The sequence below is a fragment of the Ureaplasma diversum NCTC 246 genome (genome assembly GCF_000731915.1).
Classification (GTDB): domain Bacteria; phylum Bacillota_I; class Bacilli_A; order Mycoplasmatales; family Mycoplasmoidaceae; genus Ureaplasma; species Ureaplasma diversum.
The window spans coordinates 1-18,896 of the sequence record NZ_JFDP01000016.1 but is presented as its reverse complement, the minus strand read 5'-3'; the positions used below and the strand labels follow the sequence as shown (position 1 = coordinate 18,896).

At 30.0% G+C, this 18,896-nt stretch carries 12 protein-coding genes; 1 reads left to right on the top strand and 11 read right to left on the bottom strand.

What is annotated here, in order from left to right:
• The 10 genes from UDIV_RS00685 to UDIV_RS00640 all read right to left on the bottom strand — a co-directional run.
• On the bottom strand, positions 1-790 hold a 790-nt coding region (locus tag UDIV_RS00685; protein WP_038101838.1), incomplete at its 3' end, for an NAD(P)/FAD-dependent oxidoreductase.
• A gap of 90 nt (positions 791-880) precedes the next feature.
• Positions 881-1,345, bottom strand: coding sequence for a hypothetical protein (locus UDIV_RS00680; protein ID WP_038101831.1), 465 nt, complete (start codon positions 1,343-1,345; stop codon positions 881-883).
• Positions 1,346-1,347: 2 nt separating this feature from the next.
• The gene (locus UDIV_RS00675; protein WP_038101828.1) at positions 1,348-4,779 is read right to left on the bottom strand and encodes an ABC transporter substrate-binding protein; all 3,432 of its coding nucleotides are present in this window, start codon (positions 4,777-4,779) and stop codon (positions 1,348-1,350) included.
• 17 nt (positions 4,780-4,796) lie between these two features.
• On the bottom strand, positions 4,797-10,583 hold the full coding sequence (locus tag UDIV_RS00670) for a PDxFFG protein (protein ID WP_038101825.1): 5,787 nt from the start codon (positions 10,581-10,583) through the stop codon (positions 4,797-4,799).
• A gap of 18 nt (positions 10,584-10,601) precedes the next feature.
• Positions 10,602-11,912 (bottom strand): ABC transporter ATP-binding protein, encoded by a 1,311-nt coding sequence (locus UDIV_RS00665; protein WP_038101823.1) that lies wholly within the window; start codon positions 11,910-11,912, stop codon positions 10,602-10,604.
• Positions 11,913-11,914: 2 nt separating this feature from the next.
• Positions 11,915-13,114, bottom strand: a complete 1,200-nt coding sequence (locus UDIV_RS00660) for an ABC transporter ATP-binding protein (RefSeq protein ID WP_416389598.1) — start codon at positions 13,112-13,114, stop codon at positions 11,915-11,917.
• A 453-nt stretch (positions 13,115-13,567) separates the two neighbouring features.
• The gene (locus UDIV_RS00655) at positions 13,568-14,566 is read right to left on the bottom strand and encodes an ABC transporter permease (RefSeq protein WP_038101818.1); all 999 of its coding nucleotides are present in this window, start codon (positions 14,564-14,566) and stop codon (positions 13,568-13,570) included.
• Between the two features lie 3 nt (positions 14,567-14,569).
• Positions 14,570-15,703, bottom strand: a complete 1,134-nt coding sequence (locus UDIV_RS00650; RefSeq protein WP_081847790.1) for an ABC transporter permease — start codon at positions 15,701-15,703, stop codon at positions 14,570-14,572.
• 23 nt (positions 15,704-15,726) lie between these two features.
• Positions 15,727-16,197: a hypothetical protein gene (locus UDIV_RS04355; RefSeq protein WP_038101816.1), complete on the bottom strand. Its 471-nt coding sequence runs from the start codon at positions 16,195-16,197 to the stop codon at positions 15,727-15,729.
• An 11-nt stretch (positions 16,198-16,208) separates the two neighbouring features.
• Positions 16,209-17,363 carry a hypothetical protein gene (locus UDIV_RS00640; RefSeq protein WP_156021856.1) on the bottom strand — a complete coding sequence of 385 codons (1,155 nt, stop codon included), beginning with the start codon at positions 17,361-17,363 and terminating at the stop codon, positions 16,209-16,211.
• 518 nt (positions 17,364-17,881) lie between these two features.
• Between UDIV_RS00640 and UDIV_RS00635 the strand changes: the two genes are divergently transcribed.
• On the top strand, positions 17,882-18,589 hold the full coding sequence (locus tag UDIV_RS00635) for a hypothetical protein (RefSeq protein ID WP_038101810.1): 708 nt from the start codon (positions 17,882-17,884) through the stop codon (positions 18,587-18,589).
• Positions 18,590-18,631: 42 nt separating this feature from the next.
• Here UDIV_RS00635 and UDIV_RS04460 read toward each other — a convergent pair.
• Positions 18,632-18,896: hypothetical protein (locus UDIV_RS04460; RefSeq protein WP_038101806.1), on the bottom strand; the 265-nt coding region annotated here is incomplete at its 5' end.

Here is an 18,896-nt window from a genome sequence, read left to right as displayed (position 1 = left end):
GATTATGATAGCTAACATACCCACTTAAGCGACGAATCAAAGTTCCACCCATCCCAAAGTGAGCAATCATTAATTCTCCTTTTTCAGATACTAATACTTTATTAGTTTCACAATCTATAATTGATCCAATTACATTACTAAATGGTGTTCCTTGAAGATTAGATGTAATTTTAAATTGATCATTAATAACAATTCCCAATCCCATTGGATAGGTTCTTAAAAGGGTATGATTTAAACTTAAAGCAAACTTATATCCATCCCCAGTTGATCCAGTTCTAGGATAGCTTAATCCACCTGTTGCAATCATTAATGCTTTTGAGTAATATAATTCATTATTTTGATCTTTAATTACATATAAATCATCAACTATATGAACACTTTTAATAGCACAATCAAGCTTTAGATCAATGTTATCTTTAGATTCAATGATTTGATTCATTTTCTTGATAAAGGTTGTGTTATTACAAGTAATTTTAATCTTAGTAGAATTTTCTACTTGATAAGTATCAATACGATGTTTTGCACAAAACTCTAAGATCTGTTTTGGTCCATATAAAGAAAATGCTGAATACATAAACTTTTTAGAATAAAGCATATTATCAACTAATTGATCTAAAGCTATATTATTTGTAATATTACAATGTCCAGCTCCGGTTTGAATAAACTTCTTCATTATTTCTTTATTCTTATCAATTAACAATACTCTAGCATTAGGATCTGAATGAATTGCACTATATACTCCAGATGGTCCTGCTCCAATAATGATTAAATCATAAACAAATTGTTTCATACTCTATCCTTTAGTTGTTATTAATAATTATATGATTTAAAACAACAAAAAAACAACCAAGCAAAAGTCTTGGTTGTTTAGTCTTATTAATTAAGCAACAGCTGCTTTTTCATACCCATTAATATAGTTCACGTTTTCACGCTTACTTTTTCTGTTTCAACTATATACTAGTAAATAAAGAATTAAAGTATATAAAGCAACAAATAAGAATAATAATGGAGTTAAAAAGCTTAAGTAAAGACCAGCTGTGATTTTTTTACGATCAACATCTATTTTAAATCGTTTTGTATATTTACTTAAAAATACAATTGTTACAAAACTCTTAATTAAATACAATAATGCTCAAACAGTAGTAAAGAATGCAAAGAATCCTGATGCATATTTAATGCTTTCATTAAGTTGATTAATTCTAGTTGTTGAATCTACATCAAGTGCATTTAGTTCAACACTAAAACCAATTCAAAGTCCTGCACTTAAAAATAAGAAAGCTAATAAAATTGCTTCAACGCAATTAGAACTAACAATGAATAATAATCTTCTAAATACTAAACTCATAATTAATTCGCTTCTTCATCAGGAGATCGTGGTAATCCAGGACGTGGTGGATTTCTGTAATCGTATGCAAATTGTAAGTAATATGTATACACATTACCAACTCCACCAAGAGATGAAATTGTTCAGTTTGTATCTGTGTCCATAATTGGTAAAATTGGCATTTCTTCACGTAAAATCTTTTCTAAATCTGTAATGATTCTAAAGATTTCATTTTCTGTTTGTCAGCCCACCCGTTGAGAAGAGAAGAACGCTTTAATTCGTTTTTGCTGATCTTCTCTTGTTTCATGTTTTGTTGTAAATAATAGATCATTAACTTGATCAGTACTTACTTCTTTATTATCAACTAGTTTAGTTTTATATTTAGTAACTATTGATTTAAGAGTTGGTTTTTCGTTTTCTTTTTGTGGTGGGATAAGTTTTTGAATATCAACTACTTCATAAGTATCAGATTTGGCTTGTGATAGTAAATCGAATTCAAAAGCAACACGATCTTTATGTTCTTTAATTAACTTATCAGCTAATTCTTGATCAAAATCCTTAGCTATCATCTCTTTTGTAACCGGAGTTGATAGTTTAGTTAATTTAACAGGCATCTGACCTAAAATAGAACCTTTAATTATAGCAACCCCATCGTTATCACTTAATTGATCAGCAAGCTGTTTAGGAAGGTAGATTCTTCTTTTTGCAAGGTTTGCTTTTTTAGTTTCATCTTTTTCTTTTAAATAAGCTTGTTCATTTGCAGCATTAACAATATATGAGAAGATTGGAATAGCTTCATCTAATAAAGATAATTGTTTACCATGTAATAATACATCTTTATTTGTTGGGTTGTATGGGATTGTTGTTTTTACATTTGATGTATAAGCAAGTTCACGAATAATTTCAGCATCTTCGTTTGAAATTTTTAATCGTTCAAGCGTTTTCTTTAATCCTTCTGGATTATCTTTATAAGCATCAAAGAAGTTTTTAAAGACTCAAGCACCTGATGGGTTAAGTTCATAACCGCTTGATTTACTATTTGCTAAATCAATACCATCACTAATAAAGAATGGACCCATTGAACCATCAAAACCAGCCCCTGCATACTTATCTAAGTTTTGATAAGTAATATCAAATTTACCAGATGAGATGAATGATACATATGTATTTTGTGGTAAAGCTTTAAGTTCAATTTCAACATAACCACCAAGGTTACGGTGAATTAAATCTTGGAAAGCAATTGCAGCTTTTGTATTTTCTGCAGGTTGTGAAGCATATACATATGTTAGTTTAACTTTATTAAGTTCTGGATGTTTCTTTTTGTAACGATCTAAATAAAAATTAGCTACATCAACATCATAAGCTTTATCAGTTCGATCGATGTTTTCAAAATTTAAGTGTTTTGAACTATGCTCAACAAATGAGTTATTAACTAATGGGAACTCTTTATAACCAAATCGGTTATTTTGTTCTAATTTGTTGTAGAAATCAGTTTTAGTTTTTAATAGTTGTTGGATATTAACATCACTATTAGCTAATGAACCATTTTTTCCTGTTGGATCAACTAATGGTTGTTGATTAGTAGTTACACTACCATCTTCTTTATATTCTGTTGCAAATGATTTATCTTCAAATCAAAGTTCTAAGTTTTTTCCTCTTGAATCTTTAATATCTCCAAAAGCAGTCCAGTTATTAACAGGGAATGAAGCAGTTCATCCAGTTAAACGTAAAATGCTTTCACGGTTTGTAGCAAACCCAAGTGCACGTCTTAGATCTGGATCTAAGATTGGAATATGTTTATCTTTATTAGCTAAATATTCTTCATATGAATCATATCGTGATTGTGGATCTAAGTTAAATTGAATTGCAACGTTACCAATCCCTTGTTGTTTTTTCATCAACTTACGATATTTTTCTTGCGATCAGAACTTAAGTTGGTATGAAGCTGGAATATTTGTTGTTGAAATATATCCTTCTTCAAAATATAAAGATTTAACTTCGTTCTTAGAGTTGAATCAAATCTTGATTGTATCACTAAGTGTTCAGTTAGCAGTTAGATAATCTTTATTCTTTCTTAATAAGATATAACCTTCAGGTCCTAGAATTGCATCTTCAATAACAAAAGGACCTGCAGTTAAGAATTTTTGTGGTGTAGAACCAAATTCATGAATCCCACCATTTAATTCAACAAACTTACGGTTAATTGGTAAGAATGATTGTTTACCATGGAATGCATTAAACGCAGCAGTATCACTTGGATATGGAGCATATGTTTCGAATTCAACTAAAAGTTCAAACCGGTTACTTGGTAATAATCAGTGACGAAGTAATCGATCTGTTGTTGCAACATCAGACCCTTTAGCTACACTTGCTTTTTGTAAACGGTTAAAGTATCTATTTGCTCTTAGTTTAAAATCAACAATTTCACCTTTTGTATTTCTAACTTTAATTGTTTTAAGTTCACGAATATTAGTTAAATCAACATCTTTGTTTTCTTCTAAAGCAAGAGCAGTTCTAAGTTGATCATTAGTAATATTAGTAAATACTTGTCCTGTTGTAAGACCTAATCTTAAAACAGCACTACGAATTGCAGCAACTTCTTCTTCATCAACCGGATTCCCATCCTTATCAAAAGTTTGACTTTGGAAAGGGACAAAATTTGGATCTTCTTCGTATTCATTAGTTTCTGGATTTAGAACATAATTAGCTCGTCCAAAAGGATTTATATAAGCTTTTCCGTGCTTACGAATATATTCTTCTTGAGCTGAGTTAATTTCATGAGAACCACGAATATTAAGTTTTAATAATTCTGTTCTTAGTTGTGAACCAGTGTTGATATCTAAAATATATTCAACAGAATCAATGAAGTTGTGAGCATTAATCTCTTCTCCGTTTGATCATTTAGAAGCTCCGTTATTTAAAACATATCTCATTGCAATTGGTTTTTGTTGCCCGTTTTGAATCGTTATAATTGATGGGTTAGCTTCGTTTTCTGAATCTACAACTCCAGGTTGTAATCCATTGTTTGAAATACCATAAAATGAACCAGGAAGATTTCTTGTTGTATAGTTTTTATCAAAATCTTCATCTGTTAAATTTTCTAAAACAGTTGCTTTTGGATTTGGTGGGAAATAACGTAAATTTAAATTATGTGCACCAACTAAGAAACCAATTTTTGAAGATGGTGATGGTGCTTCTTTTGTTAGTCCTTCAACCAAAGTTTGAGAGATACGACGCATTGAAGCAAATTTAATATAGTTAAGCGAGTTGATCGGATCGATTGCAATCCCAACATCATAATTCTTTCCTAAGTTATTGTTTGTAACTTGTGATAAAGTACTATCTGTTCTAGAAGCTGGTGAACACGCAGCAAGCACAGCTGCACTAATTGATGCAACTGTAACAAGTCCGGTTAATGAAAGAATTATTTTTTTGTTTATTTTTCTACTTTTCATACATAACCTCCCTTCCTTTAAATTGAGAATTGATTACTAATTCGAATATATACTTGGTTATCTGTTTCATTTTTATTAGCATAAATTGGAGCAGTTGATGCTGCTTTACCATTTTCACCAATATATTTAACACTACCTAAACTCATTAGATTTTCGATTTCTTTTTTGTTTTCATCAACAAAGAATAATCTAAAGTTTGATCCATAAGTTCGTGCAGCATCTAAATCAATTAATGAGTTAGAGAAGTTTGATAAAATAGCATAATCACTAGTTCATGCTACATAACCTTCATCTTCAAGTGTCACTTTTGAACTTAAATCAGATTGTTTCTTTAAATAGAACATGTTGCTTGTGTTATTAGTAGATACTTTGATATATTCAAGTTGTTTTGTAGTTTTGTTTTCAAGAGCAATGTATTTAACTTTGTCTTTATATGCTTTTGGTATAAACCCTCATAATAAAGTTGTATCTGTTTCTTTATTACGGTGGATTCCAGATAATGTACGATCCCCAACACCTTGTGATTTAAGAGTATACATTCAAAGTGCACGAGCACGATCTGTAACTTTTGTTTTGTTATCTAATTCTGTAATCTTAATGTTGTTATCAACAATTGGTTCTCGTTTATCATCATAGATTTCTCAACCAAGCACTTTTCTTAATCAACGGTCTTTAAAGAATCCGTTATTTGTTTTAGTTGTTCTTCCAATATATGTTGGTCTTGCATTATTAGCTACTTCATAACTATCATAACTTAATAATGCAGCATTTTTATTTTCAGTTATTTTCTTAGCTACTTCTAATAAATCAAGCTTGTAGGCTTGAAGTTTTTGAACAATAGCTGGACGAGTGTTTTGATCAATAGCTCCTTTTGCAATTGCATCATATATATCTTTATTAGTTTGATAGTAACTATCTAAACTCTCTGATGTAGCATCAGCAAATTTAGCATGATCACGTAAAGCAAACATTATTGGTAATGATCAAATATTAATTTTATCTCTATTATCTTGTCATCCTGAAACAAAGAATGGAGTAATTGTTCTAGATAATCATTGTTTTGTATTATCACCAGCAAACACTCTTTCATTACCAGTATTAAATTCATTTAAACCAGTAATGTAGTTTGGTAAGTTCTTAGTTTCATCTTCACTTGGTGCATATGTAATTTGTACATAGTCACGAGTTAAAACTTCTGAAATATTATATGTATAATCTGAGAAAACATCATTTAATTTTGTTTCCATTCGAGAATTATTAAGATCATTAAGTGTTGAATTTCAGTATTTACCGTTTCGTTTTTTCTCACCAGTTTTTAGGTCTGTTGTAATAGATGGTAGACCATCATTTTGTGAAATTCTTCTTAAGTAGAATGGAATTGCTTGAGGATTTGCTCCTTGTGATTCAACAACATCAGGAACAACAGTTACATCAAATCCATAAGTTAAAGCAAGAATTTGACCAAGGTGGATGTTTGTTGGTTTGATATTGAAACGAGTGAAGTATTTTTTAATTTCGTTAACAATAACTTCTGTTGAACGGTAATCAATATCATCTTTTCCTGGTTTGAATTTGTTTGCTTTGTTTAGTTTAGGAGCAGCGTATGCGTTTTGGAAAATTTTTGCTCCAAATGAACCATAACCTCTAAGTCCAAATTCACCATCAAAGATGTGTTCAAGTGTGTTTAATTTATCTAAAGTTAAATCTTTTGGAGATTTTACTAAATAAGTAAGATTATCAGCAAATTGATCCATTAAAGTACTATAACCAAATGTTTTTAAGAAAACTTCATAAGTGTAAGATGTTTTTGCTTCACCAGTTAGTTTTGGTTTAACTGCTTCATCATAATATTTCTTAAGATCAAATCTCTGTTGAACATAGTCTAAATCTCATTGACGTCCACGAGCAACTGTTTGACCATTTTCTGGATTTGTTACTTCTCCAATAGTGTATTTAGTAGGATCGATTGAAATTAATTCATATAGATCATCTAAACTTTTTACTTCAAATGCTTTTTTGTTTGTGTTGAATACAAAAGGAGATTTTGTAGGTGTTGAAGTTGAAGTTGAAGTTGTATCTGCAGGTGGAGTTGTTGCAGGTGTAGGTGGAGTTGTTGCAGGTGTAGCTGGTTGGGCAGGAGCTGGGTTTGGATTTGCAAAGTAATTAAATAATGGTTCTGCAGATTTTCCTAAATTATAAACAAAGTTAAAGTTTTCTGGTTTCTTTAAATCTTCAACTTTATCTACATTATTTAATGTCTCAAATTGGAAAATTGGACGTGTTGGAAGTTGTCCTTTATCATTAGGTTTTGCAGATGGATCATTAGTTGCAAGAGTAGTCAGTGGTTTTAACCCTTTAGTTTTTCAGAATTCAAACAATTCGTTTGCTTGTAAAAGTTTAAATTTATCATCTAAAGGATTAATTAAATTTTCAAAATGTGCTGCCCCTTTTAAATTAGCACTATTATAGAATACTTCTGTATCTGGTTGAGCAACATAATAATCACCATTTGCACTTTCAACTGCAAGTCCGAAATAGTTATACTTACTGAATATAGGGAAGTTTCCAGGGTTAGCTCTATGTCTAAGAGCTAAATCTCGGGCTTGTTTTGTATTTGGATCTAAATCATCACTAGCTAATTTATCAGCAGAATCTCTAAACATTGTTGATAAACCTACTAAATTAGCTCCAGGGGTACTTGATTGTCAAACCTTAGATGGATGTCTTATATTTAACCATAACTTGTTAATCTCTGGAGTATCTGCAAGTTTTTCAGCTGCATTTGTTCGTTTAAGAACACTGAACTTAGGGTTTTCGAAGAAGAATTTATTTAATTCTCTAAAACTTTGTTCATTAGAACCAATCATGCCTGGGTTAAAGTTACGAACAACAAAATCATCTGAATAGCTATTGTTAATCGCATTTGATAAATTAAATCCATTAACTTTTGAATCCCATCCATTGATTCCAAATTGTGTAACAATTAAATTAAGAATTGAGTTTCTTATTTGTAGAGCAGCTTGAACAAATCGATTAATATTAACTTGTTGTGAACCAGCTTCATTTGTTACTAAGTAGTTTCTTGGGTCAACAACATCAATATTATCTCGGGTTTTAATTAAAACCTTAATATCTTCAGGTTGGTATGGACCACGTACTTTAGTTGGATCAGCTAGTTCGAAAACAACTGGTAAACCGTTTGCATCAAATTTGATCGGATTGCCAACTCCATCTTTAACAATACCTTCATAGTATTTAAGACCTTTAAAACCATTAACAGAATTGAAATTAAAACCTTGTTGACTATCTTTTCTAAAATACATTGCATTTAGTTGAGATAAATCATTAATAGAATCATTAATTGCTGGGTTAACTGTTCCTGATTCGTGATCAAATGAGTTCATTAAATAGAAATCAAATGGTTTGATGTTACGAGCCTGTGATGCTGTTTTAACATCATCAAAGTGTTGAAGGAATCTTCGATCAGTTCGCATTAATAATTCGTCTGGATTTTGTCCATTAACAGAACCAAAAATATCAAATGCATTTTCTCAACGTAATGGTTTATCTTGTGTTGGTACATTATAATTAAAGTTTGTATAAGCACCCTTTTTATTTGGTTGATAAGTGTTATCTGTAATTCTAACTTTAAGTCCACTTGATCGAGCATCTAAATATAATTGTAATACATCAGTGTTGTGGAAACTTTCAAAGCTAACACCAGCTCTATTATCAATTGCACCAACAATTGAAGATACTTTTTGATTAGATGTGTCTTTGATGTATTGTAGTGTTTGGTGGTGTCCATATTCGTGAGCACCAACATATTTTAAATAATCAATTCCAGTTGATTCAAATCCTGGATCTGATTGGGCAACAACTGCAATATATGGTAAACGATCAGAAGCTCCAAAACCTCTATATTTACCATCTTTTAATTCATATTGTAAGATACCGTTTTCATCTTCTTTTAATTCAGCATGTAAACCATCAATTTCTTTAAGTAAATGTGGTGATTTATTAACTACTTTATCAATTAAACCAGAGTAAATGTCTGTATAAATTTTATAAACATTAATAACTTTACCATCAACAAATAATGTATTTGATTCAATTACACGTGGTGTAAATGTATCATAATAATCAATAGCTACTTTCAAGGTATTGAATGAATCATCAAACCGAGAATCATAGCTATAACCTTTTTTGTTATTAGTTGGTTGTTTTAATGTATAGATTTCATCACCAGTTGTAATTAACTCTAATTCATTATTAGATTTCTTATTAACTTGTTTAATTGTGATTTGTTTTAATTTAGCTAAATCATAATCTTTAACTTCAGCTTGAGCAGCTTGTGTTTTTGAAAAATAAAAACGTGAGTTAACCTTAGTTTGATCATGATCATAAACTAATAAAGTTTTATTTGTTAAATGAACATTAGCAGCATATAAATTTTTAAAGTTAACTTGATCTTTTAAATAGTAATTAAAAGCATTTTTTGTGATTTCAACAAAAGCATTAGCAACTGCAGAATCAAGTCGTCCATATACAATTGGGTCTCTTTGTGGGTTGTATTTACTGTGAACGTGGTCTTGACGATATAAACTAACTTCTAGTTTAAGATCAGATTCAGCACCATTAACTAATCCACCTTTTCCAGAGATTTCAAGAGCAGGGTTTAGTAGACTTTGAAAAGAAGAATTAGCTGGTTTTGTGCTTGTAACACCTTTTTGTTTTACATCACTAATTGAACTAAATTTATAAAGTGTTTGATCGCTAATTTTTAAACTAGTAAATTGGTGTTCAGGTTTTAGTGTAAAACCTTTAACAACAACTAATTCTTTTAAAATAGCAAGTGCTTTTTTAGCTACTTCAGCTTGATCTTTACCTGTTACTAAATATCTTAAATTTAATAAATTAGTTGCTTTTCGTTTACTAAAAGCTTGTCATACTTCGAAGTTTAACGGATCCTTATCTAAATTTAAATAAGAACTAGCATCAAAAACATATAAATTCTTAGCATACTTAATTGTTTCAATTAATTTCATACCAGCTGGATTTGCTGGTGCATTTTGGTATGAAATTAATCAAGGAATATTTTTTACATATGCTTCTAATTCTTCTTTTAACATTCCTTTTGTATTCAATTGGTTAGTTAAACGGTCAGGGTGATTTCCTGATCCAGTTAAAGCTGAATACAATGGTAATGAACCAAAGAATCCATCTGGGTAGAATTCGATTTCTGTTTGTTCTTTTGAACCACCGTGTTGTCCAAGTGTAATAGAGTTTCCATTAATCTTAACCCCACGTCCTAATTTAAATTGACGAAGTGTTAATAAATCAGGTCCTCAAGATACATTGTTTAAGAATCAGTTTGTATATTGAATAAATTCATGTGGAAGTAATGATTCAACATATTCATTTTTAAATACGATTGGTCCTGCTTCAAGTTTGAAACGAGGTAAATCATTTGTAACTTCTGCAAATAATTGGAAGAACTCTTTATAAGGAAGTACTTTTCCTGCTTTTTCATTACCTAAATCAACTAGTAAAGTAACAGGAGTATCTTTTGTGGCGTTATTTGGATCATAACTTGCAACAGGTTTATCAGTTCCGTCAACAAAATTTGCTTTTTGCACTTGATGAGCTGGAATTGAAGTACTAAAATCAGAACGGATTTCGATTTTTAATCCTTTGTGATGTTCTGAATAAAGTTTCATGAATCCAACCACCGCACCCGCAGCAACAGCTACTGATGCAAAAGCAATCCCGAACTTAGCGCCTAATCCTAAGCGTTTTTTCATATGACATCATCTCCTTTTTTAATATTTTCCAGCTTTTCAATTTTCTATTTCTTCATCAGTTGCTAATACAAAGTGATCATTTCCTAAATTGATTCATTTTGGTTGTTTACTTGGACTATATCCATGCATTTGTGAATCGTAAACATAACCTAGTAATGATTTCTTTTCAGACTCAATTGATGGAACAGCTTCCATTAATGATTTTGTATATGGATGTAAGAAGTTTTTAGTAATTTCTTTTGTTGGTCCAATTTCAAGTAATACCCCTTTATTCATAACTGCGATTCGATCTGAAATATATTCAACCATTCGTAAATCGTGGGCAATAAATAAAATTGTTAATTTATATTTTTCTTTTAATTCTTTAAAAATGTTAATAACTTGGGCCTGAATTGAAACGTCTAAAGCACTAATTGGTTCATCAGCAATTAATAATTTAGGTCGTAGCGCAACAGCTCGTGAAATTCCGATCCGTTGTTGTTGCCCCCCTGAGAATTCTAATGGGTATCTACGAAGTACTGATTCATCTAATCCAACAGATTTAAGCACATCTAAAATGATGTGGTGAACAAGTTTAGGTCGTGATAAATTCTTAGTAGCATTAATTTCATGAAATACTTTACTTAATTCTTCACTATTGTATTTAAAAGCAGCTTCTTGATCTAATTCTTTATGAAGTGCTAATAATTTAGCTTGATGCTCTTCATTCTTAAAATCAAATCCTTCAGAACGAATATACTCTCCATGTCTATCTGCTAAATGACGAAGTTGTTTCGCATTTGCTTCTTTCATAAATTCCTTACTAAAAGTACGGAATTGAACATTTAAATAACCATTCTTAAGATCTTTAATATTATTTAAACCTTCACTTACAATTGTTTCAACATTAACATATGGGTTAAGTGAGTTAGAAGGGTCTTGGAAAATCATCTGAACATTATTAACCATAAAGTCAGTAAATTCTTTAGTTACTTTTTCACCTTGTTTAGGTAATTTAACTCCATTAATAACAACATCACCAAAACTATGTCGTACTAAACCAATTAATGCTGATCCAGTTGTTGATTTACCAGATCCTGATTCACCAACTAAACCTAATACTTCACCTTCATAAATATTGAATGATATATCTTTAACAGCTCTAAATTTCTTTAAACCATATCCATATGTAATATCCATGTGACGAACTTCAACTAAACGCTTCTTTTCAGGAGCAGCATTTAGTCGCTCTAATAAACCATCAGTAATTGGTCTAATTGTGAGTTTGTCTTTAAGTAAAAAACGCTTTTTGTAATTAAAAAAGGCTTTTTTCTGTTCTACTTTACTCATGCTTAACTCCCTTCATGTGTATCTTGTTTAGAATTTTGTTTAGCTTTAAAAGCTTCTCATTTCTCTTTAATAATAGTTGGTGGTTCGTACTCTGGTGCTTGTTTGTCTAAAAGAGCTGTTTTTGCTCGGTGTGTATCTGAAATGTAGTACATATCAGGTTCAATTGTAAAGTCTCGTGTTAGTGCATATTCATTACGAACAGCAAAAGCATCTCCAACAATATCATTTAAACGTGATGGAACAGAACCACGAATTGTAGCTAATCGTTCGCCCTTATTCACATCTGGCATTGACATAATCAAACCCCATGTATATGGGTGTTGTGGATTTCAAAGAATTTCATCTCGTGTTCCTTCTTCAATGATTTGCCCTGCATACATAATAGAGATATAGTTAGCAATACTTGCAACTACTCCTAAGTCGTGAGTAATGAAGATAACACACATTTTAAACTTCTGTTGAAGTTCACGAATAATATCTAATACTAATGCTTGAACCGTTGGGTCAAGAGCAGTTGTTGGTTCGTCTAAAACTAAGATTTTTGGGTGTAATGAAACAATTGATGCAATTACAACTCTTTGGATCATCCCCCCTGAAAGTTCGTGTGGATATAATTCCATTACTTCTTCTGGGTTATTGATCTTTGTTAGTTTTAGATATTCAACAGCTTGTTGTTTAGCTTCTTTACGATTCTTAACAATCCCATTAATCAACATCCCTTCCATAATTTGTTTACCAATTTTCATTGTAGGGTTAAGGGTTGACATTGGGTTTTGGAAAACAGCAGATATAACTCTTCCTATATATTTAGATCGTTCTCAATCTTTAAATTTAAATTTTTGAACTTCATTATTATATAAAAGAACTTTACCTTCTTCGATGTTTGCAGTTTTCCCAGCTAATCCATAAAGTAATGAAGTAATAACTGATTTACCAGATCCTGATTCACCAATGATAGCGTGTACTTCACCTTCATAAAATTGAATTGATGGACCACGTAAAACTAATGCACGATCATCTGGACGTGATGGGTTAGTAAATGTTAAACGAAGATCAATGATTTCAGCTGCAATCTTTTTTCTTGTTCCATCTGAAAATTCTTTATATTTAACATTTTTTTCAAATTCTTCAAAGTTGAAGTTTTTTCTTTTATCAATCTTACCAAAAATGTTTTTAGAAACCGGTTTTTTAGTTGATTTTAAAACTGGTTGGATTGGTTCTTGTTCAACTTCTTGAACTTGTTCTTCTAGAGTTTGAGTTTGTTGAACTTCTTCAACTTGTTCTTGTTCAACTTTTAATGTTTCAGCTTGTTCAGTAATTACAACATTTTCAAGCTCTAAATCAGTTTTCTCTTCAGTTTGAGTTTGAACAACTTCTTGTAGATTAGTTTGCTCACTTAAACTTAGTTGATCAACTGATTGTTCTTGTTGTAAAGTTGGTTGGACTAAATTAAGTTCAACATGTTCTTGCTCTAAACTAAGTGGGCTTAAATTAAGTTCATTAACATCTAATTCAAGTGGTTGAAGTTGATTTAGTAATGTTTCATTTGAATTAGCTAATTCTTTAATTTCATTAGTTTTTTGATCTTGTAGAAAGAAACGCTTGCTGTTACGAATATAAACAATATAGTTTCGTCTGTTAATTCATTTCATAAACTATCGTTGACGACGTAATGCTTCTTGAGTCGCCCCTCCTACTAACTGAATTGAAGCCACAAGGCACACTAATAAGAATGATGGAATTAATGTGAAACGTGGATATAAAGTAATAATTGTTGCACCATCTGCAATTAAGTTACCAAGCGTTGGTGTGTTTGGTAAAGATAAACCAATGAAAGCTAATGAAGACTCAGCTAAAATTGCTCCAGGAATTGAGAATACAAGTTGAGTAATCATTAACGGAATAATGATTGGTACAAAGTTTCATAAAATTCGAATTGGTTTTGTACCTAATGTTTTAGATGCAGATACTCATAAGAAACCACGAGCACGTCGTACTTGTGAACGCATCTGATTAGCCATTCCAGTTCATCCTGAGAATGAAATAGCAAAAATCATAACTCCAAATGATGGTTTTAAAATGATTGTTAAAATCATTAAGATAATAATTGTAGGGACATTAGTTAAGATCTTAATAATGAAAGTCATTATCTTATCAAAGAAATTGAAATAACCCATTAAAATCCCAATTGTAACTCCAACCACTAAATCAATGATTGTAACTACAATCGCAATCCCAAGTGAGTATCTTAACCCTCATCAAAGCATTGCTCATAAATCCCGACCATTATCATCAGTTCCAAAGATGAAACCATCTGTGAAATAGTTTAAATAACGTTGGTTAGGTCTTAGTTCTGTTGGTGAGTTTGTAGTAAACGGAATAACAAAAGCTAAAATAAATAAAATAACAATAATAGAAAAACCAATTAAACCAGATCAAGAACGCCCATAACGGTTAGCAAACTCTAAGAATGGTCGTGGTTTTGCACCCATGTAACTGTTTTCTCTAAACTCAATTAAGTTCCCAATAATTTTCCATTGTTGGTGCTGAAAAGGTTGTAGGAATTTATTTGGTGCATCTGAACTAAATTCTTCAGTCACAGCTGTTGCAAATTGTTTTGATTTCTTTTTCAGAAAGTCAGAAAACTTTGACATAAATTACTTACCTCCTCTTCTAATACGTGGGTCAATCATGATGTATAATGCATCTCTTGTTGTATAACCAACAATTGTTGTAATTGAATAAATAATTACTAATAATAAAATAACATTGTAATCTTTTGAAATAATTGCTTCAAAGAATAGTGAACCAGATCCAGGAATTTGGAAAATCTGTTCAATGAATAATGCTCCTGTAAATGATCCCAAGATCACAAATGGGAAGAATGTTGCAATTGGGAATAGTGATGGTTTAAGAGCATGAACTCATACAAATCGATTTACTGTTGCCCCTTTTAAATAAGCAAACTTAGCATGCATTGAGTTTAATTCTCGGTTCATTTCAACCTTGATATATTGCACATAAACAATAATTGAACCAAGTGATAATGATAACCCTGGTAAGATATATGTAATAAAATCATTGATATCAAAAATAAATGGTAAACCAACACTTCGACCAATTAATAATAATACCAACCCAAAGACAAGTGAAGGAACTGCAGAAATAACTGAAATTAAAACAGTTGAAATACTATCTAAAATTCCCCCTGGTTTTCGTCCAACTAACACTCCAAGCGGAATCCCAATCGCAAGTGTTAATAAAACAGAGAAGATCCCAACTGAGAAACTAACTAAATATCGTTCTCAAATAAAGCTACTAATCTGTACTCCAGGTCTAATTGATGTACTAATCCCAAACTCACCAATAAAGATGTTTCCAAGATATTCTCAATATCGTACCCCAAGTGGTCGATCTAATCCATATTGAGCTAAAATTGCTAGTTTTGCTTCTTTTGATGTTAAACCAACAGTAAGTGCTGATTCTCCAGGCACAGAGTTAATTAAAAAGAAAACAATAGTAATAACAATTCAAGCTAAAAAGAAAAATTCAAAAATTAACTTTAAAGCTTTCGTTAAAAAAGTCATAAACTTTGATTTCAGCGAGAAGAAATCAACTAAGGGGTCGATTACTTTATCACGTTCTGCAACGTTTTGACTTGAACGAGAATTACCAAATATAACATAGTTATTACTAAAAGCGTAATTAACTTTTTTATTTGGTGTATTCTCAATGTCCTGATACTGCTCTGCAATATTTGTGTTCTGGTTGCGTTGTTCAGTTGCTGACATAAATATCACTCCTTTAGAAATAGTTAAAAAATAAATAGTTGTGTGCTTGAGTTAATAGCTGCTTGATTACTTTCAATTACACCATAAGCAATAGCACAAGATAGTGCGTAAATAAACGCTGGTAATAAAATAATAGAAATTAAAATGTTTAAGCGAATAGTAGCATATTGTACTGAATCTAAATCATAGGTTGCATTTTCATAAAACCGATCAATTAATTTAGCTTCAAATTTATTAATTTTATATTGGCTATTTTTTCTTAATGCTTTAGCTCATTTTCTACGATGATAACGCCGTGAAAATAGCACATATAAATAACCAATCATAACAACTACTAATCAACCAATAAACATTGCTCCTAATTTTGGTTTAAAACTTTCATTAGTAGCTACTACAATGTGTGAAATAATAATACAAACCAATAAACCAAACAAGCATAAATAGCTAATTCAATTAAAAAACGGTTTCATAATTGTTTGATGATTTTTACGCATATAACCTCGTTTTAGAAATGACAATAACCATCAGCGTGGCAATGTTTGATTCCTGATTGATTTTCTGGTTCAAATGTTTGATCAAAGTAATAATATGGATCAAATAAGATTCACTTCTTATCAATAATACTACTTAGTTTAGGATTAATGTGATTAATCCTTCCCACATTGTTTTCAGTTCATTGTTGAACTATTTTAGTATTAGTTTTATCTGATTGATGATGTTTAATTGATAATAAAGATTGATCTGTTGCAAAAAAGGTTGGAAACATAAAGTCTTTAACATCATATCTAAACTCATCTAATGCATATTGAAAAATATTTTCATTAGTGATCTTTTTAACATCTGGAAGTTGGTTTGAATCATTAATCACAAATGTTTGTAAATATATTTGATCATCAAATGTTGCAAGTTCAACTTCATGATCAATTTCTTTTTGTTGAATTAAAGCAATTTTATTTATATAAGCAAAACCGTCATTAACTTCACTTTTTTGATTCGCTTCATAAACCCAGCGGCTTAGTTTTCCTTTGCGAAAACTAAACGCTGATAAGACTTGGTTATTAGTCGCTGTTTTTGCTCAGGTTGGAATAATTTCTACATCTTTGTAAACAACTATCATTTGTAATAATTGTTCAAGTTTTTTAATTATTTCTTCTTTATTTAAAAACCAATAAGGTTGGGGATTGTTAATGTGTGTTGGTAAAGAATTATCTTTAGTTGGTGTATAAAATTGGGGTTTTGTGATCGCGTCTAAATTATTCCCTAAATCATTAATCTTAACTTTAAATTGCAAAGTAAATTGATAACTACTAGTTTTCTTATCATACTTTAAAACTAAATCAGTTAAGATATCATATTTTGCTTGTCATTTATTTAATAGAGCAAAAGCAAAAGAATAGTATAAATAAAAAGAACGTTTTAAACGCTGATTAGTATGTTCATAAAAGCTTTGATATAAATTATGAATTTGTTTTTGATCATCATCTGATAATTGATTTATAAAGCTTTGATTATTAAAACTATAAATAAAATCAGTTGATGCTGATAATGTTTTAAAAGTTTCGGGTTTATTGTTTAAATCATTAGTTGAATGACAACTAACTAAGGCAACGCTGATTATACTAAAAGAAGTAAGAGCAAAAAACCATTTTGATTTGAACAATCACCCTGCCGAGTGATTTGGTTTCATATGTACTGTCTTAGCTTATGTGGTAAGACCTCTATCCTTTATATTAAATTGATTTATTAAAAAATTAATGTTTTATATTATTGTTATTAATAATACGCTTACACATCATAATCTTCGTGCAATGCTTCATTAGAATATGCTTAATAATAAACTTAATAAAAGTGATAATTCAAGATGCAAAAGTAATAACATGCATATAAAAAGTTACATGTTTAATAATCATATTAATTCAATTATTATTTAAACTAACAGATTTCATATTTTATACCTTTGCTAATTGTGTATATTATTACATATCCAACACTATTTTTGAAACTTTTTTTTGATTTTTTGAATTTATGATATAAAAAATAAAATAAAAAGGATATAGATAAATAACAAAATTAATAAATTTGTCCCTTAATATTTAGCTATCTTATCCACTTATTCTAAATAAGTTAATTGAAAAGTGATAAAATTAAAAATATTAAGAATATAATGGTGTGATCATTGTGTTAATACATTTACAAAATTATTGATTTGAATTATCAAAACAAAAATTTGGCAAATTAAAATCAGGGAAATGATTAATCTTTTTATTGATTTTAGCTTTCTTTGCTTTTAGTTTATGAGTTTTTGTTCTAACAGCTCTTCCCCCTAAGTATTTTCATCAACTACAAGATAATCAAACTGATTATTGACAACACTTTAAAATTGGGTTTTATGAATATAATTTAGTTTCACCAATTCTAAAAGTACCAAACGCTAATCGGATCTTTGCTGAAAGTTTAAGAATTGAAGCAATTGTTGCTTTTAGTTTAATGAGTATTAGTTACTTTGTCTTATTGTTAATTACAATTATTGCTCAAGCTAAGCATAAACACAAAGGTAAAGATGTATGAGTTGCTTGAGTTGCTTGAGTTGTATGATTGTTTGCTACATTAATTGTAATTGGACTATTAGTAGTTGGCTTCGTCTTTAAACCTAATGGCTTAGAATTAACTGTTTTAAGTGATCAACCATTTATTAAAAATAGTGCTATCTATCAATTCTATACATTCTCTATTTATAATAGTGAATTAGCTAGAAAAGAATTAGATACAAGAATTGAAGTTGCTAATATTGTATATAGTTCTATCATCTTAGCTTTATGATTCCCAGCTTTATTAATTGGAATCTATAACTTCACATTATCATTCTACAAAAACCGTTTATGATAAAACAAAAGTGTGCTTTAAGTTAGCACACTTTTTTATCCCTTTTTAATAATCATACTTGATTAGTACACAATCAAGATATTTATGATCGATCTCTTTAAGTTCTTGTTTAGATAAAACATAAACAAGAACACTATTTTGTTCATAACTAGTTCTAATTATTACTAAATCATTAATATAACAAAAATGATTAAATTGATTAGTATGTTCTAGATTATATTTAATTTGATAATAATAGTATTTAATTAAATCAATAAATTCAGTTTTATCTAAAACTAATTTAGCACTATTACGATAAGCTTTAACTAAA